This window comes from Streptomyces olivochromogenes (genome assembly GCF_001514115.1).
Taxonomy (GTDB): Bacteria; Actinomycetota; Actinomycetes; order Streptomycetales; family Streptomycetaceae; genus Streptomyces; species Streptomyces olivochromogenes.
Map to the genome: position 1 here is coordinate 20,210 of NZ_KQ948452.1, position 26,063 is coordinate 46,272.

A 26,063-nucleotide genomic window follows, 5' to 3' on the forward strand; every position below is an offset into this window, starting at 1 on the left:
GTTCCCTTGGGCCCCAGGCGTTCACGCGGTTGATGCCGTAGCGGCGCCTCCGTCTGCAGGTGTCGAGGGTCATTAGTCGCCGGTGAGTGTCTAACTCCGTGACAACGCCGATGCATAGCCGCACGTGAAGGGCGCTGTGACCAAGGGAGCACACCCACCCAAGTTGCTTCGGGGCGAACCAATCCCCGTGCCACAGCCGTGCCACATCCCGCGGTCAGCCACGGTCAACGACGGGTCGCCGCAGTCGAGATGCGCTGTTCACCTGGGCTGCCGCAACGGCCGTAGTGACCTGGGCGAACATACCGACGACCACGCCCGCCCTTACAAGGCGGATGTCGGCGGTTCGAAACCGTCCGCGCCCACCAGGCAAAAGACCCCCAGCCGATCATGGCTGGGGGTCTTTGACATCCGGATCTGACATCAGCGCCGGGACTACTCGCGCTGTAGGCGCCGCGTGAGCAGCCGGTCCATGTGGCTGACGGCCTCGCGCTGGGTGTCCTGGACGACATGGGCGTAGACGTTCATCGTGACGGCGATCTGGCTGTGCCCCAGGATCTCCATGACGACGCGTGGCGCCACGCCAGCCGCGGTGAGCAGGGTCGCGCAGCCGTGCCGGGCATCGTGCAGTCGGATGACCCGCAGGTCCGCGTTCTTGGCGACCCGGGTGAAAGAGCGGTAGACGTTGCGCGGTTCGATCGGGCGCCCCGTTCGCGTGGTGAAGACGTGGCCACTCTCTTCCCAGCGATCACCCGCACGCTCACGCATCGCGGTTTGCCGCATGCGCTGGTACCTCAGAGGCGCCACGCAGATGGCCGGCAGTGGCAGCACCTGCCTACGACGTCGGCCCTTGGCATCGTCCTCGTATGCCTCCCCTCCGACCCGTTGCCGCTGCTTGCGGATCCTGATCTCGCGCTTGTCGAGGTCGACGTCCTGCCACCGGAGTCCGATGACCTCCCCACGACGGAGGCCGAGCGCGATGGAGAGCACGAACGCCGGGTAGAGCGGATCAGTCCGAGCCGCGGTGAGGAAGGCGAGCGTCTCGTCCAGACTCCAGGGATCGAGACTGCGGGACTCGACCCGAGGCGCGTCGACGAGGGTGACGACGTTCCTGGCGATCAGCTCCTCGCGGCAGGCGGCCGAGAGAGCGGTACGCCTGTCGAAGAGACTCCAGGTCAGAGCGCTTCTTTCGACGGCGTGACCGGCTCGCCGGACTTACGTACTACAGGCAGCACTCCAACGAAGTTTCACCTATAGGTTGATGTAGATCCGGCGCTCTCCGGAAGCCTGGCGCTCACGGCATGACCCGAAAGACGGGGCCTGCGAGCCAGGACCGACTCACCGGGCGGCCGGCTCCGGGGCCGAGACGGCGGGGCTGCGGGAATCGGCGAGACGGGTCTTCAGAGTCTGGGCGCCGAGGGCGAGGCAGACCCCGAGCAGCAGGACGTAGAACACGCCGATCTTGCGCAGGTCGTCGAGGAAGTACCACACCGACGTCAGCCCCGTGAACCAGAACGACATCAGTGCGAACCCGCCCGTGCGCTCGTCTCGGTAGCCGGCGGTCAGGCACGCCCCGGCGACGAGCCCCAGCAGCAGGGCGATGACGACGTACCGCGTCTCCCAGCCCATATTGGCGCGGGAGAACTCCGACCACACCGCCACGGCCTCCGCCACCGGAGCCCAGGCCACGGCACACGCCAGGCGGGCCGACCACAGCAGCAGTACACACCCCGCGAGGCCGCTGAGCAGCGCGACCAGAGGGAAGTGCTCAGTGGCGATCATCTCGGACCGCGACACCACCACCGCGAGGGTGCTTCCGAGGAGTGCGACCATCCCCTCCGGCGTGGGCTGGAACACCACCCGGCCCAGGGACCTGATCCCATCCGATCGCCTCGCAGCCCGGTCGTGTCGCGGAGCCTCTGCCGGCTCGGGCCGGTCCGCCTGAGCACGGGGATCCATGGCGGTCGGGGTCGGCATCGCGGGCGCCGTGGGTATCTGCGCGTACTCCGCGACTCGATCCAGTTCCGCCTTCATCTCCGCCGCGTCAGCGAACCGGTCCTCCCGGCGCTTGTGCAGCGCCCGCAGCACGACCGCGTCCACGCCTGGCGGCAGTCCCGGGCGCAGCCGCGACGGTGGTACAGGTTCCTGCGCCAGGTGCTGGTGCATCACCGAGAACGGCGACTCCCCGGTGTACGGAGGGCGGCCGGTCAGCAACTCGTACAGCAGGCAGCCCACCGCGTACAGGTCCGTCCGGTGGTCCGTGTCGCGGCCTTCGATCTGCTCCGGCGCCAGATAGGCGGGCGTACCGACTGCCACGCCCGTCCCGGTCAATCGGGTCGCCATCTCGCTGAGCGCCTTCGCGATACCGAAGTCGAGGACTTTGGCTATCCCGGCCCGGGTGAACATGACGTTCGCCGGCTTGATGTCCCGGTGCACTATGCCGTGGCCGTGGCTGTGCCGCAGGGCCTCAAGCACCTGCCCCGCCGCGTCGACCGCCTGCTCGGTCGGCAGCGGTCCGTCTCCCAGTACCTGGGCGAGGGTCCGACCCTCGACGTACTCCATGACCAGATACGGCACGGCGAAGCCGTCCACCGCGTCCTCGCCCACGTCGTACACGGTCGCTACGCCGGGATGGTTGAGCGCGGCGGCCGCGTGTGCCTCGCGCTGGAACCGGGCGAGGAACTGCGGCTGCCGCACCAGCTCGGCGGAGAGCGTCTTGACCGCGACGGTACGGCGCAGGCGGTGGTCAACGGCCCGGTGCACCGTGCCCATCCCACCCTGGCCAAGCTGCTCCACCAGCTCGTACCGCTGCCCCAGCGTCCTGTGCTCCACCGCGTTCCCCCAACGGGCCGTCCACGTCCTCTGCGTGTCGACGCCGGCAGTCCGCGGTTCGCAGATCGCGTTCGACACATGGAAGGAGACGCTGGACGCCGGGTACCGTTCCCATCGGATGACGTGATCAGAGCCTCATACGCAGGCGACCACGAGGCACAGGCCTCTTACAGCGCATCTTTCGATGGTGTGATCGGCGTGCCAGACTTACGGCATGGGGGCAAAACAGACCACGGGAAGTTGATCCACTCACCGTTGGACAGCACCCCGCCCGCCTCGGACGACCGACTGACCTGCCGAGCAGATCCCAGACCGTCCAGCCCGTAGTTCGCATCGAGGGGCACGCACCACAGCACCCCCGCTCGGGCCGTCTCTGGGCCGTACGGGGGTGCTCGACAACAACCAACGCTGACAACCGTCGACAGCTAAGTCGCAGGTCGCGGCGTTGGTCGATTACATGACCGCAGGTCACAGACCCGGCCCGTCACTTCTTCGGCTACTGATCGAGCCCGGAGACGCTTGACGTCGCCCATTGAGACTCCGCCGACCGCGATGTTTCACGGAACGTTCCACGATCTTGCGAGACCAGCAATTACGCCTTGCAGGCTTGACGAAAACTCTGTACGGCGTAGCTCTCCTACGTCTCTACGGGCTTGATAGGTAAAGAGTACGCAAAGGTCGGAAGCGTACGCGCCTCCTCAGTGACCCCAAAGCCCCATGCGAGGGCCTGACAAGGGTGCACGCGGTGATGCACGAGTACACATCCAATTCCCGGACTCCACGGCCCAGTTCGGGCGGCAACATGGGTTCAGACATGAAGAGGCCCACCCGAGCCGCGCAAGCTTCCCAACGTGAGCGGCAGAAGTGGGCAACGAACCTTGGAGGTCCAGCTTGAGTGTCCCCCTGTTCACCCCGCGACTGTCAACTCGCACTCCTCGGTCGGTCTTGGTTATCACCGTGATCATCTGTCTTCTTCGAGTCGATCCGCAGGTACAGGAACTGATCACGTCACTAATCGTCCTCAACGCGCTCTGGTTGGCCCATATGAGTATGGGCAGCGTGGCGCGGAGCCTGCCGGACGCACAGCAAGCAAGTACCGCAACCACAGCGACCGTTCGCGTCCCGCAGTACCCGTCTGAAGCCATCGCGTGACCGGTATGACCGCCATCGGCCGATCCACATAGAGCTACGGATCAGAAGGTGTCTGACATCTACGGATGACATCAACGACGCCGGACGGAGACGCACCCCAGCGTTCTCGTCCGGCCATCGTGTCAGCGAGCGGTTGCGGCCGGAGCGGACCCGGAGCGAACTTACAAGGCGGATGTCGGCGGTTCGAAACCGTCCGCGCCCACCAGTCTCAGGACACGAGAAAGGCCCAGGTCAACCGGTACGCATCCGGGGACCTGGGCCTTCTTCTTTGGTGGCGGGTCGGGGCGGTAGGCCTGGCTGGGCCGGTTGACGCCGTTCTCCCATCGAGAGATCTGCACCGTCCGCTTGCCTCGGGCTCGACCCTTGATGGCTTACCGGACCGTGCCCGGCGGCCCTTTGCCCTCCAACTCGGTGGCGATGCGTGCGCGTTCTGCGCCGGGTTCCAGTTGAGCAGTTGGGTATTCGGCCCAGTCTTCACTATTCGAAGTGGAGAGAAGCGTACTCATGGGTTCGTGGGGCTGAAAGGCCGCGTGTTGGCTTCAATGACCCAGGCCGCGTGTGGTTATATCGCGACAGCGAAGGTGATTTGCCGGGTGATGGCGGATATCTACTCCACAGTGGCGGAATACGTTTCATGACAGATAGCAATGAAAATGAGCGTGCGGGACGATCACACGGGAACTTGAGTAGGCGACGCCTTCTTCAAGGGACAGCGGGCACCTTCGGTGCCGCTCTGGCATCTGCCGGCATCTATGAGATGATCGACGGCATTGCGAAACCACCCGATCGGGCCGCTGCCGCCGACAGCCCGACCATGCAGGAACAATATATCCTGCAGAACGAGCAGGTGGTCATGGTCAATGGCTCGGGTGTGAAGAGTAGAAATGGCGCGATTGCCGTCCGGGTACCAGCCCTGCACGATCACGTCATTACCGCAAGGCTGAATGTGCCGGCGAAAGCCAAGGCGTTGCAGGAGGCGCAGCACCACCTCGAGTCCGCCCTCCTGGATCTGGAACGCCAATTTCCGCCCACTCCCACAGGAGTGGCCACCACGGTGGCCTGGGGACTTCCCTACTTCCACCACTACATCCCCACCCTGGGCAAGACATCAGGATTCTTCAAGGCGGGAACACGCTACCCAGCGTATCTGCCGGTCGATTTGATGACGTCCAAGGCGGATGGCCATACCGTATATGCGCTGCAGGAAGCCAGGACGTTCCCCAGTGACCAGCCCCCGCCTGGCTTCGGGCCGGTCCGCTTGGAACAGAATGATGTGGCCGTGCTGCTCCGCAGTGACTCGCTCGCCAATATCAAGGAAGCCCAAAAAGCCCTCTTCGGGTCTGGAAACAACCAGGCGGGCAGCTTGTTCAAGGTGACGAGTATCCGCCAGGGTTTCTCCGGGGGCGGTTTCTACGGACAGCAGGGCCTGCCGAGCAAGCTGGCGCTGGCAGCCAATATCCCCGGTGCACAGTCGATTCCTCGACAGGCGCAGGGATTCCTCGGCTTCGCCACCACCCTGGACTCGAATATGGGACCCGGCAACATCGCCAATCTGGAGACCCTGCCCGGCTTCACCGATCAGTGGCCCAATGGTTACTTCAAACAGGGGACCACCATGCATCTCTCGCACCTGTTTCAAGATCTGGTGACCTGGTACGAACGGAACTTCCCTCAGTACGCGGATCGTGTCCAGGCGATGCTTCAGCCCGGCCTCTCGCCCGCGCCCGCGCCGGGTACGCTCGCCCTTCAACCGCCAGGTCAAAGTGAGGCCGAAGTGGCGCAAGGGGTCCAGCGGTACCACGCCTACGGCCACACCGGGAGCATGTCGAAGGTGGACAGCACCACGTCATCGACGACCAGCAATTACGGGAAGGCCTACCCGGCGGGGACGACCATTCCCGTGCGCGGCGATTTCGACACGCTGGACAATCCATTCCACTACACATCCGATCCGGCGGCAGACCACTACAGCAAGAAGCCGGCGGCCGGGTTGCACTTCATTTCGTTCCAGCCGACGACTGCCATGTTCAATCTCGTTCGGCTCTCGATGGACGGCCACTATCCCGATATGACACTCCCTGTCGCACCGCGCAGCCCCCACGCCGGCATCAACTCGGTCCTGCAGACGACCCACCGGCAGAACTATCTGGTTCCACCACGTCGCCATCGCTCCTTCCCGCTCGCCGAGTTCCTCGCCTGACACGAGCCGCGCGCCTCGCCCGCGGGGCTGTTGCCGCGGTCCGGGAGCAGTTCGGCGAACCCTGTGAGTTACGTGCGGATCTTGCCCCGGCGTCGTGATCTTGATCGCGGTGGAAACTCAGGTGGCCTCAGCGCACCATCTGGGTACAGTCGGGCGGTGCCCGAGCTGAAGCGACTACATGCCGACGACGCCCCGGCGGTCCTGGTCTTCGAGCTGGCGAACCGCGCCTACTTCGCTGCCTCGGTCTCCGATCGCGGCGACGAGTACTACGACCAGTTCACTGACCGGTACAGCGCCTTGCTGGCTGAGCAAGAGGCTGGAATCTGCGCCTTCTACGTGCTCGTCGCCGAGGATGGCTCGGTTCTGGGCCGGTTCAACCTGTACGACCTCAAGGACGGCACTGCCGAACTCGGCTACCGGGTTGCGCAGCACGTCGCCGGCCGCGGCGTGGCGACCGCGGCCGTCCGGGAGCTGTGTGGGCTGGCGGCGGCGCGGCACGGACTGCGCACTCTGCGGGCGGCCACTGCCGGCAACAATGTCGCGTCCCAGAAGGTGCTGACCAAGGCCGGGTTCGTTCCGGTTGGCCCGGCCGACCCGGCCGACATCGGTGGCAAGCCAGGCACTTGGCATCAGCGTGACCTGGAAGTCCAGCCGTAGCCCCGGCGCAGATCGCCGATCTCTCGGGCCCGTGTGTACTAGGCAGCTGTGACCGTCTCCACGACGGCGTCGAAGTACTGCCATCCGTCTACTTCGATGACCTGCTCGGACGCAAAGAGGGCCGAGGTCGGCGCAACCGCGTCCAGGAGGCGGCGGACCGTTCCCGGCTCGTACAGGTTGAGACAGCTGTGGTCCGGGAGACGCACCACGGTTCCGGACAGGAAATAGCAGTTCGAGATGATCCGGTCCGAATCCGGGCGAAAGATCAGGGCCAGTCGGCGTCGCGTGCCCTCGGGGTAGAGGGAGAGCGTCAGACGGCAGTCCTCGTAGGCGGGCTTCACCCGCTGGCGGACCGTCCAGTACCAAGTGGTGTCGTCCACGACGAGGCGGCGGAGGCGTCGGTCGTTCTTCACCAAGACACCGTAAGCGGCCGACCTGGTGTGAGCATGGGGATTTAAGCTCCGCCGGCCTCACACCGTCGAGTTCCCCAGCGCTGTCATGCAGCTCGAACCCGGCGCCGGCTCACCCACGCGTAACCCGCCAGTCCGACCGAGCCGCGCGCCATGAGGTCGGCCCACAGCGATACGTCTTCGCTGTGCAGGGCCACCCGCAGGACCAGGGCTGTGAGCACTCCCGCAACCACCAGGGCCGAGGCGTAGCCGATCAAGCCGCTGTGGTTCCGGCCCAGCCACGTACCCAGAAGCCCGGACGGAATCTGCACGAGCACGTGGAAGGCCACGCACGCGAACAACATTGAGGCGAGGATCGCAAAAGGGGGCACATCTGCTGATGGATCACTCACTGGTGCCGCGCCGTAGGCGTCGAGAGCCCAGGCCGGAGGGATCAAGAAGCTGCACAGCAGGATCACACCACTCAGATGCATGGCGCCCAGATGCAGTGCGACTTGGCGCACGCTTCCTCGCCGCGCGTCACGCCAACCAGGCCGACTGGTCATGCCCGTGTTCATGCGCCCCCCTCGCCCGTCACAGCCAGGCCGTCCGACTCACCATGAGCTTACGGGTGCCCGGGGTTCCGGGGGCGAGGGTGCTGTCATGCGCGCCGGACGACCAGCACGGCCACGTCGTCGAGGTGGTCCACCGCGACCGCGGCGTCGAGGACGCGGTCGGCGGTCTCCTCGGCGTTCAGTCCGTCACGGAGGGCCGCGCCGGCCAGTGTTCCGGCTCGCTCCAGTCCGGCGTCCAACGTGAGGCCCGGCCCTTCGACCACGCCGTCCGTGACCATGACGAGCGCGCTGTCCTCGTCCAGGGTGAAGATCTCCTCGCCGTACTCGGTGTCGGGCACCACTCCCAGGACCGGGCCGCCCGGCAGCTCACGGACGCTGTGGCTGCCGTCCTTGTGTGCGCACAGCAACGGCACGTGGCCGGCGCTGGTGCCGATGACCTGTCCGTCGCGTGGGTCGAGATGCAGCATGGTGCAGCTGGCGAATCGCGGGGGAACCATCGTGGTCAGCAGCTCGTTGGTGCGCATCAGCACGGTCCCCGGATCCCGTTCCTGGGCGGCGATCGCCCGCATGGACAAGCGCACCTGTCCCATGAGGGCGGCGGCGTCCACGTCATGCCCTTGAACATCGCCGATCTCCAGGGCGACCGCGCCGTCGGGCATCTCGAAGGCGTCGTACCAGTCTCCGCCGATGTCCAGCCCGTCCCGGCTCGGCCGGTAGCGGGCGGCGACCTCCAGGCCCGCGAGATGCTCGGGCAGCCTGGGGAGCATGGTCTTCTGCAGCGCCGCGGCCAGCTCGACCCGCGCCTGCTGCAATCTGATACGCCGCAGCGCCTGGCCCGCCAGGTCGGCCAGGGTACCCACGAGGGTCCGCTCGTCCAAGGACGGCCGGTATCCGCTGCTGTAGGTCACCAGCCATCCCCCGAGCGGTTGGTTGCCGGCCTCGACGAGGGGCATGATCGAGACGGCGTAGTCGGAGCCGAGTCGGCCGAGCCGCGGAAATTCGGCCCCCTGTGGCCAACGGCGGATGTAATCCTCCCGGTCGAGGATGAACTGCGGCTTGCCGGTGCGGATCGCCTCGGGCAGGGCGCTCGGATGGTCCAGCGGCAGGCCGTGCAGGACGCCGGCCTCCCACGTGGCTATCCCGGCATCGGTGGAGACGCGCAGGCGGCCTTCGTCGACGAGTGCGAGCAGGGCGCCGCTGGCACCGAAGGTCGCGGCGAGCCGGGTCAGGACGACCTGCTCCAGCTCCTGCTCCGTGGCTGCGGTGATCAAGGCGGAGGAGAAGTCGGCGATGTCCTTGGCGCGCTGTCGCTCGGCAGTCAGTGCGGCCTGCGCCTCCTCCTTGCGCTTCTCCTGCTTGGTGTCGTCGCGGATCAGCCCGAAGATCCGCTCGGGGCCGTCATATCCCAACTGGATCCGACGGGTCTGGGCGGCCAGTTGGTGCCAGCCCTCGTGCTGGGGGAGGTACCGCACCCTCACCCAGGGGGACTGCTGGGTGGAGGCCGAGCGCAGGAGCTGCCGCAGGGCCTCCTGGTCGTCAGGGTGCACGGCCGATATCACTCTGGAAAGCGACGTGGTGGGATCCGGGAAGAGCGCGGCCACGGCCGGTGCGCCACCGAGCCACTCCAACTGGTGGTCATTGGGTGAATACATCCACAGGCCGAGGTGGGCGGCCGTGGTGGCCATCCGGAACGGGATCAACAGGCTGGTCAGGTCGTTCCGTGCGTCCAGTGCGTGCACCCAGACCAGCTGCTCGTCAGTGGCGGGATCCTTCACCGGCCGCGCCTCGATCAAGCTGGCAACGGGTGCTCCGTCTCGCGCGGGGAAGTCCAGCACCCGCATCGCGACCGCCTTCGTCTTGGCGGCGTGGGTCACGAGACTCTCGGCCGACATCCGCTGGCCTGCGGGCCACAGATCAGCGAAGTCACGTCCCAGGCACTGCACCGCCGGCCTGCCCAGCGCCGTGGCCATCGCGGCGTTGAGGCTGCGGATGACACCGTCCAGCGTCAGGAGAGCCGCCGGGCCGGCCGAGTCAAGGAGTTCGTTCGAGGTGTCCATCTGCGGCTCCCTGACCCATTCCGAAACAGCCCCTTCATCCATAATCGCGCATTTTGTCGCGCCGTCGGGCCCGCCAGGTTCAGGACGTGAGTGGCTATCCTCATCCGCCATGCGTGCTGCAGTGATCGTGTCCAAGGCCGTACTTGTCGTTCTCGGCACGTGGGTGGTTCTCGTGGTGGGCTTGGGGCTGGTCGCGCTCCTGCCTGATCGCGTGCAGTACTACGCGATCTCCCCCCTCACCATGTTCCTCTGGGTGTGCGCCCTTGTGGTGTGCCCCGTGATCTCCTGCCTGGTGCTGCGCCGCTGGATCAGGACCGTGCCGGGCATGCCGAAGCGGGACCCGTGAGCCCCGGAAATTCGGTGGTTGCGCCGGCGGGTGCTGGCCATACTGCGGCCATGGATCCCGTGACTCTGGAGACCGCGCGACTTCTGCTCAGGCCCTTCGGCCCCTCCGACGCGGACGCGGTGTACGCGGCCTGTCAGGACGAGGACATCCAGTACTACACTCCGGCGCCGTCACCGTATCGGCGTGAGGACGCCGAGAAGTACGTCGGGGAGACCGCGCCCCAGGGCTGGGCCGGGGATCGCGACCACATTCTGGGTGCCTTCCGGTCTGACAACGGTGCCCTCGTCGGTTCGTTCTGTCTGACGAGGCTCTCCGAGGGGGTCTACGAACTCGGCTACTGGGCGGCCAAGGAGCAGCGCGGCCGGGGGTACTCCGCGGAAGCGGCCCGGGTTTTGTGCGACTGGGGTTTCGCCGTACTCGGGGCACACCGGATCGAGTGGTGGGCGATGGTCGGGAACGTGCCCTCCCGCGCACTCGCCGAGAAGCTCGGCTTCACCGTCGAGGGAACCCTGCGCCATCGCACCGTGGTCAGGGGTGAACCGCGTGACTGGTGGGTGGGCGGACTTCTGAAGCCCTGATGATCGACGGTTCTGATGATGGTCGAGAGCTCGGATGGTCGAGAGCCCTGACGGTCGAGAGTCCTGAGACGGTCGAGAGTCCTGACGGTCGAGCGTCCGGCCTCGTCATTCCTCGGCGAAGACCAGGTCGTCGATCGGGTGGGTCATGCGTACCGTCCCGCCGTTGACCTCGACCACGTGGTGCAGGCCGGTGAGGGTCTTGGCGGTGGGGCCCTGGGAGAGGATGCGGAATCGGTCGCCGCCGCCGAAGAGGTAGCTGGGGAAACAGTCCAGCGAGGAGTCGGGCGCGAAGCGCAGGTGGTCCGCGAGGCGGCGGAAGAGCTTCGGCAGCAGCACCAGGTCGTCCATGAGGGAGGACAGGCCGGTGATCACCGCCCCGTCGGTCGTCATGTCCTTGGCCCATACGCCGAGACCCGCCGACCTCGCCTGCTGGGACACCGCGGTCAGCTCGGCGCGCAGGTCGGGGAAGAGGTTCGAGTAGAAGGTCGGGAAGACCAGGCCGAGCGCGAGCAGATGGTGGTTGGCGGTGGTGCGGAGCAGCGGTACGTCCACGGTGATCAAGTCGCCGCTCTTCTTGCCCGCGGGTGGTGCGCCGCGACCGGCCAGCGCGACGCAGCGGCTGTGTACGTCGATCGTGCTCGCCAGGATGAAACCGGGCACGCTCTCCGGGGTACTGGCGGTGACCTTCTCACCCGCGTGCTGGACGGTGGTGAAACCGAGCCAGCTCAACAGCTCGTCCCGGGCGGCGTGGGCTCCGAGGTCCAGCGGCTGGTGCACCTCGTGCGGGCCCGTGCCCAGATAGTGGGTCTCCAGCGCGTCGATCGCGTCGAGCCGCAGGTTGGCGCCGCCGCGGCTGTTCCGGTGCGTCTTGTCGATCTTGTGCGTGCCGGGGATGTCGTACCAGAAGGCCGCGTCGTGTGGGTCGAAGTGGACGGTGTCGCCGTCCGGTTTCGCGTTCAGGATCCGGTAGTCGCCCTCGATGAGGAGCATGGGCATGAGTACCTCCGCGTCAACGCCGGTGACTCATTGTTGCCACGCGGATGCTCCTCCGTACCCGGAGTGACGCGGATTTACGACATCTGTGCCGGGCCTTCGTGGGCGTGCTTCAGCATCGCGCGGGCGTCCACCGTGTCCGGTGGGGCGACCTCCGACCAGAAGCGGTGGCAGGTGACGAAGACGGCGAGTTCTCGTTCACGTTGGCGGAGCTTCTCGACCTCGGCCTGTTCGTCGGGTGTCCAGCCGGGGGAGGCGGGGCGTTCCACCTTGCGCCAGCCCTTGTCGTCGCTGAAGCCGTCCAGGGGCTCCACCGACCAGGGGAGCCTCTTGAGCAGGGCCAGGAGCTCCGCCCGGACCTGATGCAGCTCCTCCTGGCCTGCCAGGAGGTCACTCGGGAAGTCATAGGTCGCAGCCACACGGCAATGGTACGCCTGTTCGAATTTGAGGTGCGAGTTCCTTCGGGGACTTCACGCGAACGGGTGGGCCGTCCGCGGCGGATGACTTCCTGTCGTGGCGGCCCGAACTGTCAGTCGCCGTCGGCGAGTTCACGGCTGCGCGCGTTGGCTCGGTCCACCTCGGCCATGTGCTCCTCGGCCCAGGCCCTGACCACGGCCAGCGGGCCCTCCAGCGACAGGCCGAGCGGAGTGAGCCGGTAGTACACGCGCGGCGGCACCGACGGCTCCACCCTGCGGCCGACCAGGCCGTCGCGGGTCATGCCCTGGAGGGTGACCGACAGCATCTTCTGTGAGACCCCGGGCATCCTGCGCTGCAGTTCCGCGAAGCGCACCTCCTCCGGGGACGCCTCCGCCAGCACTTTGACGGCCATCGACATCCACTTCGTACCGATCCGGTCGAGCAGGCGACGGGTCGGGCACTGCGGATCGAACAGATCGCCGCGAGTCCCGTCGCGGGGCTGTGGCGGAGGAGGGGTCATGAGGGGGTCACCTGGGGCTCACTACCTGTCGTGGAAGTGCGGTCTTGGCGTCTCCAGGTTAGTTACCTAGCGTTTGGTTGTCACCATTGGTAACCGCCCCCTCGCACCTGGAGGTCTCGTGTCCGTCGTACTCCGGCAGGTCAAAGCCAACGGCGTCGAACTCAACGTGGCCCTGGCCGGCGAGGGCCCGGCCGTTCTGCTGCTGCACGGCTTCCCGCACACCTGGCGGCTGTGGACCCACGTCCTGGACGGGCTCGCCGGGCGGTACCGGGTCATCGCGCCGGACCTGCGCGGATGCGGCGCGAGTGAGCGCACGGCGGGCGGCTACGACGCCGGTACGCTCGCGGCCGACGCCGAAGCCCTCCTCGACGCCCTCGGGGAGACCTCGGCCGCGGTGGTCGGCATCGACGCGGGCACCCCGCCGGCGTTCCTGCTCGCCATGCGCCGCCCCGACCTCGTCCGGCGGCTCGTCGTCATGGAGTCGCTGGTGGGCAGGCTGCCGGGTGCCGAGGAGTTCCTCGCCCACGGCGCGCCGTGGTGGTTCGGCTTCCACGCGGAACCCGGCCTCGCGGAAACCGTCCTGACCGGACACGAGGACCGGTACATCGACTGGTTCCTCGACGCGGGCACCCTCGGACAGGGCGCGGATCCCGACGTCCGTGACGCCTTCGTCCATGCGTACACCGGCACCGAGGCCCTGCGCTGCGCCTTCTCGTACTACCGAGCCCTGCCCGAAAGTTCCCGGCAGATCCAGGAAGCCGTCCGTACGGCCCGGCTGACCGTGCCCACCATGGCCATCGGCGCCCACCCCGTGGGCGGCGCGCTCGAACGACAACTGCGGCCGGTGACCGACCACCTGCTCGGCCACGTCATCGAGAACTGCGGACACATCATCCCGCTGCACCGCCCGGACCGGCTCCTCGCCCTGCTGGAGCCGTTCCTCGCCCCGACGGGATCAACGGGATCAACGGGATCAACGGGATCAGGGGGTCAGCTCCAGCATCATGGCCGACGGCAGTGACGGGTTGGCCGCGGCCGCCTCTGCCACGCGCTCCTCGGCGTCGCTGAGCAGTTCGACGATGACCGGTACGGGCAGGGACGGGTGGGCGGCGGCCAGCGGTCGCGCCTGTCGGTCGGTCAGGCAGGCGAGCAGGGACGGCGCCGTCGCGTTGCGGTGGCGGGCCACCTCGCGGAACGCCTTCTGGACCGGTGGGTCGTGTCTCGTCACGTGCTCCAGGAGGGACGGCGACGCGTCCGGGTTCGTCGCCACCTTGGCCAGCACCCGGACTCCGTGACGGTCGATCATGTCGCGCAGCCCGGTCTCGGAGAGGCCGGGGTGCGGGGCGATGGACTTGAGCACCTTCGCGTCGGTGTCGGCGGCCAGCGCGTCGCGTATTCCGGGCGGCAGATCACGTCGTGCGGCCAGGAGCATCCGTACGGCCGGATCGGGAGACGTGGCCAGGCTCTCGACCTCGGCAGGGGTGGCGGCGGCGATCCGTGGCAGCAGGGTCGCGCCGATCTTGGTGGTGCCCGCCAAGGAGCTGAGCAGGTCCAGTGGCACCCGGGGATTGTGGGCCAGGCTGCGCCGTACGTCGGGGCTCACGTCGGTGGCCAGCGCGCGCAGGTGCGTGGCGTCGACCGTGGGGTTCTCGGCGAGGTCGGCCCGTGTGCCGGGCAGCGGGTCGTCGGCCAGCCGCCCCCATACCTCCAGGGGCAGATCGGGGCGGGCGGCGAGCGACCAGCGCAGCAGCGCCGAGGAATGGCCGGCGAAGCCGGCGGCGGCCCGGGCGGGAGTCGCCGGGTTGCTCAGTGCCTGCCGCCACATGTCGTGCACCGTGGACTCGTGGGAACCGGTACAGAACGCGCCCCGCGGCAGATCGTCGGCAGGGTGCGGGTGCGGGTGCGGGTGAGCGTGAGTGGCTGGAGTCCGCTCTCGGTCGCAGACCAGGCAGCGCAGCGCCGGAGGCAGCCCGTCCCCGGTCAGCAGCATCTCCAGTACGGCCGGTGGTGTCGCCTCGTTGGCCGCCACCGCGCGGCGGACCTCCGCATGCGGGTGTCGCGCGAGCCGGGCGGCCATGTCCGGGGTGGTCCACAGCGCGAGCTCGGCCACCACCGCGATCTCGGAGTCGGCGGCGAGCGTGTCCGTCACATCGGGGGGAAGGTCCGGGCAGGCGGCCAGCTTCTCGCGGCGCTCGATGACCGGATCCGTCGCGAAGCGGCGCGCCCACTCCGGGAGGCCGGCCCCCGTGTCGAGCAGGGCGAGCGCGGCTTGCGGCTGGGCCACGGGATCGATGTCGGCGGACGTCAGCCGTCCCTCGTACGCGAGGTATACGGCGGTGCCCTCGTCGAGGGCGGCCAGGGCGAGTGCCTGGGCGTGGCTCAGGTCCGGGCGGGCGGCGAGTTCCATGGCGATCTCGTCGTCCGCGACCGCGATCAGCCGGTCGACCAGCTCGGAGGGGAGGGCCGGGTTGGCGGCGAGCCCGCGCAGGATGTGGTTCACAGGGGCACATCCTGCCCGGGGCGGCCGGGAAGCGCCCGTGGATTTCCTTCCGGCCCCGCCGGCTCCCCTTGCCGACGGGATTGCTCAGCCCAGACTGCGCAGTTCGAACTGGACAGTCTGGGCTGAAGGTTCTAGCGTGGGGGCATGGACGACAGCAGGGACGGCGCCGAAGGCGCGGACGGTGTCGACGGGATCTCCGGATCCGCCGCCCGCGCCGCGCGGGATCTGCGGGTCGCGTTCAACCGGCTGCGGCGGCGGATCCGGGAGGTCGCCGAGACGGAGGGGGAGGCGCAGGACCTCACGCCCTCCCAGGTGTCCGCGCTCACGCTGGTGAGCAAGAGCGGCGCCGCCACGGCCAGTGGACTTGCGGCCTCCGAGGGGGTGCGCCCGCAGTCGATGGCCGCCACGCTCGCCGCGCTCGACCAGTACGGGCTGATCGAGCGCAACCCCGACCCCGGGGACGGCCGGCGGCAGCTCGTCACGCTCACCGACGCGGGACGCGAGCGCATCGAGGGCACCCGGCAGGCCCGTGCGGAGTGGCTGGCCCGGGCCTTCGAGGACCGCTGCACGGAGGCCGAGCGGCAGACCGTCATCGAGGCCATGGCCGTACTGGACCGGCTCACCCGGCCGTGATGCCCAAGATATCCGGACTCGCTCGCTCCGACCGGCCCTCGCGCCCCCGCCCCGCGGACTCCTTCGACCGGCGGCTGATCGCCCCGATGGTCCTCGGATCCGTACTGAACCCCATCAACTCCGCGATGATCGCGGTGGCGTTGGTGCCGATCGGGGCCGCGCTCGGGGCACCGCCCGCGCAGACGGCCTGGCTGGTCACGGGGCTCTACCTGGCCACCGCCGTGGGGCAGCCCGTCATCGGACGGCTCGTCGATACGTACGGACCTCGTCGTCTGTATCTCATCGGGACGGCGCTCGTGGGGATCGCCGGGCTGCTCGGCGCCCTCGCCCCGAGCTTCGGCGCGCTGGTCGCCGCCCGGGTACTGCTCGGAGTCGGCACCTCCGCCGCGTACCCCGCCTCGATGAGCCTCACCCGAAGTGAGGCCGAGCGCACCGGGCGGGACAGCCCGGCCGGAGTACTGACCGCGCTCGCCGTCTCCGCCCAGACCGTCTCCGTCGTCGGCCCCACCCTGGGCGGACTGCTGATCGGTGTGGGCGGCTGGCGCACCATCTTCCTCGTCAACGTGCCGCTGTCGGGGGCCTGTCTGGTCCTCGGTGTGCTGCGGCTGCCGAAGAGCCCGGGCGGGCGGCGGGAGAGGCGGAGTGTCGATCCGCTCGGCATGGCGCTGTTCGCCGGCCTGCTCGCCGCCCTCATGTTCTTCCTGATGAAACCGCGGGCCGACCACTGGTGGCTGCTCGCCCTCGCCGTCGGCGCGGCAACGGCCTTCGCCCTGCGGGAGGTTCGCGTCACGGAGCCGTTCATCGATCTGCGGGTGCTCGGCGGCAACATCCCCATGCTGGCGACCTTCCTGCGCCAATTCCTCAGCTTCACGACGGCGTACGCGTTCCTGTACGGCTTCACGCAGTGGCTGGAGGAGGGGCGGGAGCTGTCCGCCGCCACCGCCGGACTCGTACTGCTGCCCCTGTCGCTCAGCGCGCTGGCCGTCTCCGCCGTCACCGGGCGCCACGAGGCGATCCGGGGCAAGCTCGTCGTGGGGAGTCTGGTGCAGATCGCCGGGTGTGCCGCGCTGTTGGGCGCGAACTCCGGCAGTGCGATCTGGCTGCTCGGCGCCGTCGGGATCGTCATGGGCATCCCGCAGGGCCTCAACGGCCTCGCCAACCAGAACGCCCTCTACCGGCAGGCCGACCCCGCCCGCATGGGCTCCGCGGCCGGACTCCTGCGCACCTTCATGTACCTCGGCGCGATGGTCGCCTCCGCCGCCGACGCGGCCGTCTTCCCCCATGGCGCCGACACCGGGGGCCTGCACGACCTGGCCCTCTTCATGCTCGCCGGAGCCACGCTGCTCCTGGCGGTGACCCTGCTCGACCGATCCCTGCGCACCCCCGCGCCCCCCACCCCCCGAAAGGCCTGACCATGGCTGTCACCACGCTCGACCCGAAGACCGCGCTCGTCGTCATCGACCTGCAGAACGGCATCGCCGGAAACCCCGGTCTCGCCCCGCACCCGGCCGCCGAGGTCGTGGAGCGGTCGGCCCGGCTCGCGGACGCGTTCCGCGAGCAGAGCCTCCCCGTCGTCCTGGTCCGGGTCACCGCCGCCGCCGACGGCGCGGACGGCGTCCCCGGTCGCATCGACGGCCCCGCCCGCGCCCCCCGTGTCTGGCCGGAGGGCTGGGACGTCCTCGTCGACGAGCTCGCCGGTCACCCGGAGGACATCGTCGTCACCAAGCGGAACTGGGGCGCGTTCTACGGCACCGACCTCGACCTGCAGCTGCGTCGCCGCGGGATCACCCAGATCGTGCTGGTCGGCATCGCCACCAGCATCGGCGTCGAGTCCAGCGCCCGCGCCGCCCACGAGCACGGCTACCACGTCACCCTGGCCACCGACGCGATGTCCGACATCGACGCCGAGACCCACCGCAACAGCGTCGAGCGGATCTTCCCGCGTCTCGGGGAGACGGGCACGACCGACGAGATCCTGGAAGTGCTGGCCAAGACCCACGCCTGAGCTGTAGTCAGGGTGAACCGTAGACAGGGTGAGCTGTAGGCGGGGTGAACCGTAGACAGGGTGAGCTGTAGGCGGGGTGAACCGTAGTCGGGGTCAGTGGCGGCGGTTGCCTTCCGGCTCCGCCAGCTCCTCCAACTCCCGCACCAGCCCCCGCGCCACCGGCACGGCCACCCCGTGCCGGTCCGCGGCCCGCAGCAACGCGCCGCCGATCGCGTCCAGTTCGAGCGGACGGCCCGCCTCGGCGTCGCGCTGCATGGAGGACTTGGTGTCCGGCGGGAAGGTGTCGTAGCGGGCGAGGGCCACGGCCGGGTCCGCCGGGCCGCCGCACGCCCGGCTGACGGCGGCCGTCTCCGTCACCAGGGCCGTCAACTCCTCGCGGTGGCGCGTACGGACCTCGCCCAGCGGTACTCCGTAACGGGTCGTCAGCAGCGCGAACGGCGCGAGGAACGACATCTTCGCCCACAGCGTCGCCGCCTCGTCGTCCACCACGCGGACGGTGGGGCCGGTGGGGCCGGTGGGGTCGGCCGCCGCCAACACCCCGGCGAGCGCGTCCAGTCGGCCGCGCGGCACGCTCGCGCCGGTCAGGTCGATCTCGGCGAAGGGGCTGCCGTGTTCGATGACCCCGGGGGCGGTCCGGGTCGACTCGACGCGGATGACGGCGGGGGCGACACGGGCGGCGCCGTAGCGGGCGCGCAGCGTCGCGGGGTGTTCGACACCGTTCAGGAACGGGACCAGCAGGCCGTCGCCGAGCACCTCCGGCCGTACCCGCTCCAGGGCCGCGTCCAGCGCCGTGTGCTTGACGGTGATCAGGCAGGCATCGACCGGTTCGCGCAGTTCGGTGTCGGCCTCCACGGCCGCCGTGAAGTCCCCGAACCGGCCGCTGCGGACGCGGATGCCGTCCGTGCGCAGCGCCCGTGTCGTCCCGTCCCCGGCCAGGCAGATCACCCGGTGTCCGGCCCGGGCCACCAGCGCCGCCAGCAGTCCGCCGACGCCGCCCGGGCCCAGTACCGCCACGGTCGACCGTTCCTGAGACCGTTCCTGAGACCGTTCGGCGGCCCGTTCCTTCGGCTGGTCCTTCGGCTGGTCCTTCGTCATGGCTGTTCGATCCTCTCGTCGGTCGGCCCCGGAAGGTGGCCGCCTCGACGTAGATCATCCCGCTACGGCAGCCGGACCGACACCCCGGGCTCCAACAGGTGCAGCCGGTCGGTGAGTCCGGCCTCCGCGAAGGCCTTCGTCAGCGTGGCGCCGTCCTGCGTGAAGTGGCCCCAGTGCTCGAAGTGCAGCGGTACGACGTGCCGGGCGCCCAGGATCTCGGCGGCCCGCGCGGCGGCCTCGCTCGTGAGGGTCAGCGGGGCGTCCGGCACGAGCGGGGTGCGGGCCGCGCCCGCGAACAGCACGGCCACGTCGAAGGGCCCCTCCCGCCCGGCGATCTCGGCGACCACGTCCAGCGAGGCGTTGTCCCCGCTGACGTACACCTTCGGGAGTCCCTCGCCCGAGAGCACGAATCCGGTGACCTCGCCGACGATCGGTTCCGAGCCCTCGGGACCGTGCAGCGCGGGTACGGCGGTCACCCGGAGCGCGCCACCGTCCGGGCGCGACAGGTCGACGTGCTCCCAGGCGGGCAGGGCCCGCACGGGCGCGCCGAGCCGGTCGTACGCCGCCGCCGTGGACAGGGTCAGGGGCGCACCGGAGAGGTACGTCCGCCCGGACGTGTCGAGGTTGTCCGGGTGCTGGTCGTGCGAGAGCAGTACGGCGTCCACCGCGCCGATCCGCGAGGCGGTGAGCGCGGGACCGGCCGTCTTCACCAGCTTCCGGGTACCGATGGGGTACTCGCCGGGCGCGTCGAAGGTCGGGTCGGTGAGCAGCCGGATTCCGCCGAGTTCGACGACGGCGGTGGGCCCGCCGACGTACGTGATCTCCACTGGGGTCATGTTCCGCACAATCGGTGACGTGGGGGGCGTATTCCCGACCGGGTCCTCTGACCGCGGCGTACGCGCGAGACTGGACGCATGTGCCGCAGCATCAAGACACTCCGCCCGCCCGTGCTCCCCGAAGAGGCCACCGAGGAGGAGATCCGGGCCGCCGCCCTCCAGTACGTCCGCAAGGTGTCCGGATTCCGCGCCCCGGCCGCCCACAACCGTGAGGTGTTCGACCGCGCGGTCGAGGCGATCGCCGCCGCCACGACCGAACTGCTGGACGGTCTGGAGGTACGCGGGGCCGCTCAGCCCCAGCGCGCCGCCGGATAGCGCCCCACGCGCCCCACGCGTCCACGCGTCCGCGGCTTCGTGGGTCAGGCGCCGGCGCCCGACTCCTCGGGCGTGGGACGGCGCATCAGGTACGCCGCGCCCGCCCCCGCGCCGAACAGCGCCAGGAACGACACCCCGGTCGCGAACCAGCTCGCGCCCAGCCACTGGCCGCCGAAGTAGCCGAGGGCGACGCTGTAGGCGGCCCAGGCCAGGCCCGCCACGATCGACCACGGCAGGAACTCGCGGACCCGGCGGTGGGCGGCGCCCGCTCCGAGCGAGACGACCGAGCGTCCGGCGGGCGCGAAGCGGGCGAGGACGACCAGCGCGCCCCGGGCGCCGCCGCCGCGCGCGAGGACCGCGCCGAGACGTTCCTGCGCGCTGGACAGCCGGCGCGAGCGGGCTATGGCCCGGTCCAGGCGTTCGCCGCCGCGCCAGGCCAGCCGGTAGGCCACCAGGTCGCCGAGGACCGAGGCGGTGGCCGCGGAGAGGGTGAGCGCCATGATGTTGGGCACCGCCTGCCCGACGGCGGCCCCCGCGGAACCCGCCGCCGCTGCCGTGGCCGCCGTGATGACGAGGACGCCGCTCGGCAGGACCGGCAGGAAGACGTCCAGCAGGACCGAGACGGCCACCGCCGCGTAGATCCATGGGCTGCCCGTCAGCGGCCCCACACTCTCCAACACCGAAACTCCCCTGTACTCCCCCGTTGGCACGACCTCGCCGCTACGTCGCGGGGGAGCGGCAGGCGGCCTGTGACAGCCATACAGCGTACGCGGCGGGTGTGACAGGAGGGTCACTGGGGGTTCATGTGCTCCTCAGGGCGGGAGCGAGTAGGGGAGGGGCGAAGTCAGGGCGGGGACGAGTGTCGGAGGAGTGGGACAACGATGGTGGCAGGGATGATCGCCGGCGCCGTGGCGTCGGCCGTACTGGCGGTGGGCGGCGGCGCGGGAGCGGACGGCTACTGGATGACGACGGACGCGCGGTTCGCGCCGCCCGGCGCCTTCGTTCCGTCGGCGGCGCTGACGTACGACATGCAGGTCGTGCCGGCGGCAGGCGGGATCGAGGTGAGCCAGCTGATGGACGAGCGGGGCGCCACGACCGTACGGCTGCGGGTGACCGGAGTGAAGGCGGGCCACGCGTTCGGGGCGCGGGTGCACCAGAAGTCCTGCGCCGCCGATCCGGCCGCGGCGGGCGGGGTCTACCAGCACCGCGAGGACCCGGCTCACACCGATCCCGACAACGAGGTGTGGCTGGACTTCACCGCCGACGAGAAGGGGGCGGGTGACGCGAGGACCCGGCACGACTGGGGCTTCAGGCCGGGCGGGGCCGGTTCGGTCGTGCTCTACGACGGGCCGGGCGCGGGAGGTGCGCGGCTGGCGTGCTTCACCGTCCCGTTCGGCTGGGTCGCCGGGACCGCCTGAGCGAGGGCGGGTCGCCGGACAGGCCCCGGGGCGGTACGGGACGGGGCCCACCTCCGGGTGAGGTGGGCGCCGTCCCGGGTGGCGGCCGGGTGGCGGCCGGGTCAGGCCGCGACGGGCTCCGAGGCCCGCTCGTCCGCACGGGACGCGGCCGTGCGCCCGGCGAAGAGCCGGTCGAGGCCGAGCGCGCCGGAGCCGGTGAAGACCAGCAGCAGCATGGTCCAGCAGAACAGCACGGAGAGCTCGCCGCCGTTCTGGATCGGCCACAGGGCCGCCGACTGGTGCACGTCGAAGTACGCGTACGCCATCGAGCCCGACGCGATGAACGCCGCGCCGCGGGTGCCGAGGCCCAGCAGCACCAGGGCGCCGCCGACGAGCTGGATCACGGCCGCGTACCAGCCCGGCCAGGTGCCGGACGGGATGGAGCCGCCGTGGGTGCCGGCCGCGCCGCCGAGGACACCGAAGAGCGAGGCGGCGCCGTGCACGGCGAAGAGCAGGCCTATGACGATGCGGAACAGGCCGATGGCGTACGGCTGAGCTCTGTTGAGGCGGTCGGTCATGTGGGGGACTCCTTCGGTCTGGTCCGGTCCGTGGGGGACCGGATCCTGGGGGCGGAACCGAGTGAGTCACCAAGGTTAGGTGAACCTAATCAATGCTTGCAAGTTCAACATTTAGCCATACTCCGGGTTCCGCTTGGGCTTCCGTTTCCGCTGTCGCCGCACGTAGCGCGGCCCGCGCCACCGCGTCGGCGTCCGAAAGCGTGACCGAATCCACACCTGGCCGGGCCCCGGCCGCGGTCACCCAGTGCACGCCCTCCGTAGGTACCCCGAAGGCGAACCGCCGTATGTGCGCGCGACCTTGACGGTCAATCAGACGGTAGGGGCGCGGTGTTACGTCCAGCCCTCCGGTTTCGTAACCGTCGCTCGTGTGCGGGCGGCACCCGCCCGTCCTCAGCAGCCGGGTGAGCAGCTCGTCGCCCGTCCGCCTGAGGTCCGGTTCCGGCAGTCGCGCCTCTATCAGCGTCGTCGCGCGCACGGTCGAACCCGGCACGTCGGGGGAGTGCGCGACCCACGCCCCGTCCTCGGCCCGCACCTCCAGCCGGGGGCCCAGGACGTCCAGGACGCCCGCCTCGATCAGCGCGGCCATCTCCTCGACGCGGCGGCGGGGCGGCCCGATGGAGAGGAAGGCGTTGAGCGGTGTGTACCAGCGGTCCAGGTGCGCACGCCGCGAGCCGCCCGGCAGGCCCCCGTGGTCCACGATCCGCCGCACCTCGTTGCGCAGGTCGCGCAGTACGTCCAGGGCGGCCTTCAGGGGACCGTCGACGTTCCCGAGCGCGGCCTGCTCGGCGTCCTCGCGCAGATGCGCCAGCAGCCAGGAGCGCCAGGCACCGGGCGTGGCGAAGTCGCGGCCGGCGTACGGGCGCGAGACGCGGTCCCAGCACCAGCGCTCGCCCTCCGGGACACCGAACTCGTCGAGAACGAGGGCCTCTTGAGGGCTCCGGTGCGGGGCGGCGAGGAAACGGTCCCTGAACTCCAGCAGCCTCGGACGCTCCCACCGCCCGGCGCACACCCCCTCGTAGTAGACCGTCTCCACCTCCTTCGCGATCAGCGGCCATATCTCGCCCAGGAAGTCCGGCGCCTCACCGGAGTCGGCGCGCTTGCGGAAGCCGGCGATGACCTCGTCGGTGAGGACGAGGGGGAGGTGGCGGCCGTAGGGGCCCTTCGCGTTGTCGCCGCGGGCCTGGTAGGGCACACCGCGGCGCGAGCCCGCGTACAGGCGGGGCTCGCGGCCGGAGGGGGAGTAGCGCAGGCCCTCGGCGGTGCGGGTGAAGCGGCCGCCGCGGCCCGTCGTGAGCAGGGCCATGTGGTCGAAGAAGTTGAGACCGAGGCCGCGCAGCAGGACCGGTTCGCCGGGAGCGGGAGCGGCGGCGGACAGGTCGACGTCCGCCGGGTTGGCGGGCGGGATGTGGCGCAGGCCGTGCCGTTCGGCGTACGCCGTGAGGTCGCGCAGGACACGGTCCGGGGCCGCCGACAGATGGCCCTGGGCGAGGACGACCGCGGACAGCTCCGGCAGTGCGCGCCCGTTGTCGAGGGTGAGGGTCTGGCGGCCGTCGGGGTCGTCGTCGAGCCGAACCGCGCGCGCCGGGTGCACCTCGACGCGCACCCCGGGCGGCGCCGCGCGCACCACCTCGGCGAACACCCACTCCAGGTAGCGGCCGTAGTGCGCGCGGGTCGGGTAGTCGTCCGGGCCCAGCTCGCCGCCCGCCCAGGTGTGCAGGCTCGGCCCGGGGCGCACCGGGCCCGAGCAGTCCACGCTGTCGTCGGTGAAGAGGGTCACCTGCGAGGCCACGGTGTTCATCAGCAGATGCGGGGACTGCGCGGTGCGCCAGACGCGGCCGGGACCGGGCGGCGACGGGTCGACCATGTGGACCGTCAGCCGTGCTCCGGGCGGGAGCAGCTCCGGCGCGGAGGCGCACAGGCGTTCAAGGACGCTGGTGCCCCGCGGTCCCGCGCCGACGACGGCGAGGGACACATCGACGGCAGGGGTGGTCCCGGACGGCGCGGCGCTCACTGCAGACAAAGGTGTGACTCCCGGGCATGGAGGGCGCATGACGGCGAACCGCCTGCTGGGAGCTCCACGGGAAGGCCCCCTGGAAGCGGACGGTCCGCCTCATCATGCCGTCGGCGCGAACCCGAACCGAGCCCCGGGCGGGAGGATCGCCGCCCGCTGTGGGATGCGTCACGGGTGCCTCACGCGGCCCTCACGTACCTCTCGCACGGCTATCACGCTTGCTTCACAAGCGTGTTGTGAACGACAGGGGATGTTCACGAAGCGATCTCGGACTCCATGACCGTCCGCAGCCGGGCGGCGCCCGCGCCCTTCCCCGCGCGGGCCTGCTCCAGTCGAAGCCGGGCCGAACGTCCGTGCAGGGTCAGGGTCATGAGCTGGTTGCCGAACCAGGGGCCGCCCGTCCTGCGCCAGTCGACGGGCGGCCGGTCGCACTTGCCGTGCCGGGTGAACCGGCGCCCGATCGCCCGGCCGACCGCGCTCCACCCGAAGCGGAAGCCGAGCCGTATGGACAGGGGGATGGAGTTGTGGACGGGGGAGCAGGTCAGCTGGAGGACGCGGGCGTCGGGGGAGCGGGGGGAGTCGGGCGCCCCTGGGGTCCCGGAAGGCCACTGGGGCTCGGCGATGTAGGCGTGGTGGACGTCTCCCGACAGCACGGACACCGTCGCCGGGGCGTCCGGCCCGGAACCGGCCTCGGCGATCAGCTCCGCGAGCGCGGCGAAGGACGCGGGGAAGGCGGCCCAGTGCTCGAGGTCAGCCCGTTGGCGCAGTTTCTCCCCGAACCGGGCCCAGCGCGCGCCCCGTTCACCGCGGCACAGGGCGGCGTCCCATGTTTCGGCGTCGTGTATGAGGTGGGGGAGCAGCCAGGGCAGTGAGGTGCCGATCAGGAGGTGGTCGCAGGAGCCCGGCGCGTCGAGCGCCTGCTCGCGCAGCCACCGCTCCTCGCCCGCGTCCAGCATCGCCCGCTGGTCCTCGGCCAGCACGCGGGCCGCCCGGGTGTCCACCATCAGCAGCCGTACGCGGCCGAAGTCGCGGCGGTAGCTCCAGCGGGCGGAGGCCGGGTCGGCGTCGGACTGGGCGGCGAAGGCGCTCAGCACGTCGGTGCCGTCGGGGGTCTCGCGGACTGCGGCGTACAGGGCGTCCTCGGCGAGTTCGCGCGGTGAGAGGTTGCCGAGGTGCTGGTGGACCCAGTACGACATCAGGCCGCTCAGCAGCCGCTCGCGCCACCACACCGTGGCCCGCATGTCCGCGAGCCAGGAGGCGCTGGTGTTCCAGTCGTCGATGACGTCGTGGTCGTCGAAGATCATGCAGCTGGGCACGGTCGACAGCAGCCAGCGGACTTCCGGGTCGAGCCAGGATTCGTAGTAGAGGCGGGTGTACTCCTCGTAGTCCGCGACCTGGTCGCCCGGGGGGTCCGCGAGGTTGCGGCGGGCGCCGAGCCAGCGCTGGGTGGCCTTCGAGGTCTCGTCGGCGTACACCTGGTCGCCCAACAGGAGCAGGACGTCCGGCCGTTCGCTCTCGGGCTCGCCCGCGATACGGGCCGCCAGCGTGTCCAGCGCGTCGGGTCCGACCGGGTCCTTCTCGTCCGCGGGCGGCGCGGCCCAGCGGCAGGAGCCGAAGGTGACTCGGACGGCGTCCTCCTCGGCCCGGGTGCGGACGACGGAGGGCGGGAAGGGGGAGCCGGGCAGTGGCCAGACACCGGCGCCGTCCAGAAGCACCTCGTAGGTGGTGTCCGTGCCCGGGGTGAGACCGCTCACCGGCACCAACGCGTAGTGGTGACCGGCGACTTGGAAGGTGCGGGCCGAGCCGCGGGCGCCGTCGGCGCAGCGCACCTCGACGGTGCACGGACGGCTCGCCTCGACCCAGAAGGTCGCGGACGAGCCGTCGACGTACCTCAACAGTGGTCCCAGGCGCAGCTCCGCCAAGGTGATCACCCCTCTCCGTCGCCCCGTACGGTACGGAACGACGGAGATGAGCGGGGAG

Annotated in this window: 24 protein-coding genes and 1 pseudogene; 10 read left to right on the plus strand and 15 right to left on the minus strand. The window is 70.0% G+C overall.

Annotated features, from left to right (window positions below):
* Nucleotides 1-432: 432 nt before the first annotated feature.
* A pseudogene (locus tag AQJ27_RS06075) lies at nucleotides 433-1,152 on the minus strand (tyrosine-type recombinase/integrase); the annotation flags it as partial.
* Between the two features lie 183 nt (nucleotides 1,153-1,335).
* Nucleotides 1,336-2,829 (minus strand): protein kinase domain-containing protein, encoded by a 1,494-nt coding sequence (locus tag AQJ27_RS06080; RefSeq protein WP_067362964.1) that lies wholly within the window; start codon nucleotides 2,827-2,829, stop codon nucleotides 1,336-1,338.
* A gap of 1,909 nt (nucleotides 2,830-4,738) precedes the next feature.
* Here AQJ27_RS06080 and AQJ27_RS06090 point away from each other — a divergent pair.
* Both AQJ27_RS06090 and AQJ27_RS06095 read left to right on the plus strand, forming a co-directional pair.
* On the plus strand, nucleotides 4,739-6,181 hold the full coding sequence (locus tag AQJ27_RS06090; RefSeq protein ID WP_067362967.1) for a DUF7405 family protein: 1,443 nt from the start codon (nucleotides 4,739-4,741) through the stop codon (nucleotides 6,179-6,181).
* A 156-nt stretch (nucleotides 6,182-6,337) separates the two neighbouring features.
* Nucleotides 6,338-6,838 (plus strand): GNAT family N-acetyltransferase, encoded by a 501-nt coding sequence (locus AQJ27_RS06095; protein ID WP_067362970.1) that lies wholly within the window; start codon nucleotides 6,338-6,340, stop codon nucleotides 6,836-6,838.
* 38 nt (nucleotides 6,839-6,876) lie between these two features.
* On the opposite strand, the gene AQJ27_RS06100 is transcribed toward AQJ27_RS06095, so the two are convergent.
* The 3 genes from AQJ27_RS06100 to AQJ27_RS06110 all read right to left on the minus strand — a co-directional run bounded on the left by AQJ27_RS06100 (nucleotide 6,877) and on the right by AQJ27_RS06110 (nucleotide 9,859).
* Complete coding sequence (locus AQJ27_RS06100; RefSeq protein WP_067362973.1) at nucleotides 6,877-7,251, minus strand: hypothetical protein; 375 nt, start codon at nucleotides 7,249-7,251, stop codon at nucleotides 6,877-6,879.
* An 83-nt stretch (nucleotides 7,252-7,334) separates the two neighbouring features.
* A complete protein-coding gene (locus tag AQJ27_RS58505; RefSeq protein WP_235613463.1) occupies nucleotides 7,335-7,805 on the minus strand; it encodes a hypothetical protein in 471 nt (156 codons plus the stop codon).
* A gap of 83 nt (nucleotides 7,806-7,888) precedes the next feature.
* Nucleotides 7,889-9,859 carry a SpoIIE family protein phosphatase gene (locus AQJ27_RS06110; protein ID WP_067362976.1) on the minus strand — a complete coding sequence of 657 codons (1,971 nt, stop codon included), beginning with the start codon at nucleotides 9,857-9,859 and terminating at the stop codon, nucleotides 7,889-7,891.
* Between the two features lie 109 nt (nucleotides 9,860-9,968).
* Between AQJ27_RS06110 and AQJ27_RS06115 the strand changes: the two genes are divergently transcribed.
* Nucleotides 9,969-10,205 (plus strand): hypothetical protein, encoded by a 237-nt coding sequence (locus AQJ27_RS06115; RefSeq protein ID WP_067362979.1) that lies wholly within the window; start codon nucleotides 9,969-9,971, stop codon nucleotides 10,203-10,205.
* 50 nt (nucleotides 10,206-10,255) lie between these two features.
* Entirely contained in the window at nucleotides 10,256-10,783 is a 528-nt protein-coding gene (locus tag AQJ27_RS06120) for a GNAT family N-acetyltransferase (protein ID WP_067362981.1), read from the plus strand.
* 105 nt (nucleotides 10,784-10,888) lie between these two features.
* Here AQJ27_RS06120 and AQJ27_RS06125 read toward each other — a convergent pair whose 3' ends face one another.
* The 3 genes from AQJ27_RS06125 to AQJ27_RS06135 form a co-directional block, all read right to left on the minus strand.
* Nucleotides 10,889-11,779, minus strand: coding sequence for a nuclease (locus AQJ27_RS06125; protein WP_067362983.1), 891 nt, complete (start codon nucleotides 11,777-11,779; stop codon nucleotides 10,889-10,891).
* Nucleotides 11,780-11,853: 74 nt separating this feature from the next.
* Entirely contained in the window at nucleotides 11,854-12,195 is a 342-nt protein-coding gene (locus AQJ27_RS06130; RefSeq protein WP_067362986.1) for a hypothetical protein, read from the minus strand.
* A 110-nt stretch (nucleotides 12,196-12,305) separates the two neighbouring features.
* Entirely contained in the window at nucleotides 12,306-12,713 is a 408-nt protein-coding gene (locus AQJ27_RS06135; protein WP_067362989.1) for a winged helix-turn-helix transcriptional regulator, read from the minus strand.
* Between the two features lie 118 nt (nucleotides 12,714-12,831).
* Here AQJ27_RS06135 and AQJ27_RS06140 point away from each other — a divergent pair, with 118 nt between their 5' ends.
* Nucleotides 12,832-13,734 carry an alpha/beta fold hydrolase gene (locus tag AQJ27_RS06140; protein WP_079064832.1) on the plus strand — a complete coding sequence of 301 codons (903 nt, stop codon included), beginning with the start codon at nucleotides 12,832-12,834 and terminating at the stop codon, nucleotides 13,732-13,734.
* On the opposite strand, the gene AQJ27_RS06145 is transcribed toward AQJ27_RS06140, so the two are convergent.
* Nucleotides 13,696-15,213, minus strand: coding sequence for a hypothetical protein (locus tag AQJ27_RS06145; RefSeq protein ID WP_067362992.1), 1,518 nt, complete (start codon nucleotides 15,211-15,213; stop codon nucleotides 13,696-13,698). The genes AQJ27_RS06140 and AQJ27_RS06145 overlap by 39 nt on opposite strands.
* A 144-nt stretch (nucleotides 15,214-15,357) precedes the next feature.
* Here AQJ27_RS06145 and AQJ27_RS06150 point away from each other — a divergent pair, with 144 nt between their 5' ends.
* The 3 genes from AQJ27_RS06150 to AQJ27_RS06160 are packed head-to-tail and all read left to right on the plus strand — an operon-like array spanning nucleotide 15,358 to nucleotide 17,851.
* Complete coding sequence (locus AQJ27_RS06150) at nucleotides 15,358-15,846, plus strand: MarR family winged helix-turn-helix transcriptional regulator (protein ID WP_067362995.1); 489 nt, start codon at nucleotides 15,358-15,360, stop codon at nucleotides 15,844-15,846.
* On the plus strand, nucleotides 15,846-17,258 hold the full coding sequence (locus AQJ27_RS06155; RefSeq protein ID WP_201264265.1) for an MFS transporter: 1,413 nt from the start codon (nucleotides 15,846-15,848) through the stop codon (nucleotides 17,256-17,258). Before AQJ27_RS06150 ends, AQJ27_RS06155 begins: the two co-directional genes overlap by 1 nt.
* Before the next feature lie 2 nt (nucleotides 17,259-17,260).
* Nucleotides 17,261-17,851, plus strand: coding sequence for a hydrolase (locus tag AQJ27_RS06160; protein WP_067363001.1), 591 nt, complete (start codon nucleotides 17,261-17,263; stop codon nucleotides 17,849-17,851).
* A 93-nt stretch (nucleotides 17,852-17,944) separates the two neighbouring features.
* Here the strand turns inward: AQJ27_RS06160 and AQJ27_RS06165 are convergent, their stop codons facing one another.
* Nucleotides 17,945-18,946, minus strand: a complete 1,002-nt coding sequence (locus AQJ27_RS06165) for a ketopantoate reductase family protein (protein WP_079064833.1) — start codon at nucleotides 18,944-18,946, stop codon at nucleotides 17,945-17,947.
* 62 nt (nucleotides 18,947-19,008) lie between these two features.
* A complete protein-coding gene (locus AQJ27_RS06170) occupies nucleotides 19,009-19,782 on the minus strand; it encodes an MBL fold metallo-hydrolase (protein WP_067363004.1) in 774 nt (257 codons plus the stop codon).
* A 78-nt stretch (nucleotides 19,783-19,860) separates the two neighbouring features.
* Between AQJ27_RS06170 and AQJ27_RS06175 the strand changes: the two genes are divergently transcribed.
* Nucleotides 19,861-20,097: a DUF2277 domain-containing protein gene (locus AQJ27_RS06175; protein ID WP_067363007.1), complete on the plus strand. Its 237-nt coding sequence runs from the start codon at nucleotides 19,861-19,863 to the stop codon at nucleotides 20,095-20,097.
* Between the two features lie 44 nt (nucleotides 20,098-20,141).
* On the opposite strand, the gene AQJ27_RS06180 is transcribed toward AQJ27_RS06175, so the two are convergent.
* Nucleotides 20,142-20,777, minus strand: coding sequence for a DedA family protein (locus tag AQJ27_RS06180; RefSeq protein ID WP_067363010.1), 636 nt, complete (start codon nucleotides 20,775-20,777; stop codon nucleotides 20,142-20,144).
* Between the two features lie 201 nt (nucleotides 20,778-20,978).
* Between AQJ27_RS06180 and AQJ27_RS06185 the strand changes: the two genes are divergently transcribed.
* Nucleotides 20,979-21,515: a superoxide dismutase gene (locus tag AQJ27_RS06185; RefSeq protein ID WP_067363013.1), complete on the plus strand. Its 537-nt coding sequence runs from the start codon at nucleotides 20,979-20,981 to the stop codon at nucleotides 21,513-21,515.
* A 101-nt stretch (nucleotides 21,516-21,616) separates the two neighbouring features.
* Here AQJ27_RS06185 and AQJ27_RS06190 read toward each other — a convergent pair whose 3' ends face one another.
* The 3 genes from AQJ27_RS06190 to AQJ27_RS06200 all read right to left on the minus strand — a co-directional run bounded on the left by AQJ27_RS06190 (nucleotide 21,617) and on the right by AQJ27_RS06200 (nucleotide 26,005).
* Nucleotides 21,617-22,072 carry a DoxX family protein gene (locus AQJ27_RS06190; RefSeq protein ID WP_067363016.1) on the minus strand — a complete coding sequence of 152 codons (456 nt, stop codon included), beginning with the start codon at nucleotides 22,070-22,072 and terminating at the stop codon, nucleotides 21,617-21,619.
* Between the two features lie 85 nt (nucleotides 22,073-22,157).
* Nucleotides 22,158-24,122, minus strand: coding sequence for an FAD/NAD(P)-binding protein (locus AQJ27_RS06195; protein ID WP_067363019.1), 1,965 nt, complete (start codon nucleotides 24,120-24,122; stop codon nucleotides 22,158-22,160).
* 215 nt (nucleotides 24,123-24,337) lie between these two features.
* A complete protein-coding gene (locus tag AQJ27_RS06200) occupies nucleotides 24,338-26,005 on the minus strand; it encodes an alkaline phosphatase D family protein (RefSeq protein ID WP_067364648.1) in 1,668 nt (555 codons plus the stop codon).
* Between the last annotated feature and the right edge of the window lie 58 nt (nucleotides 26,006-26,063).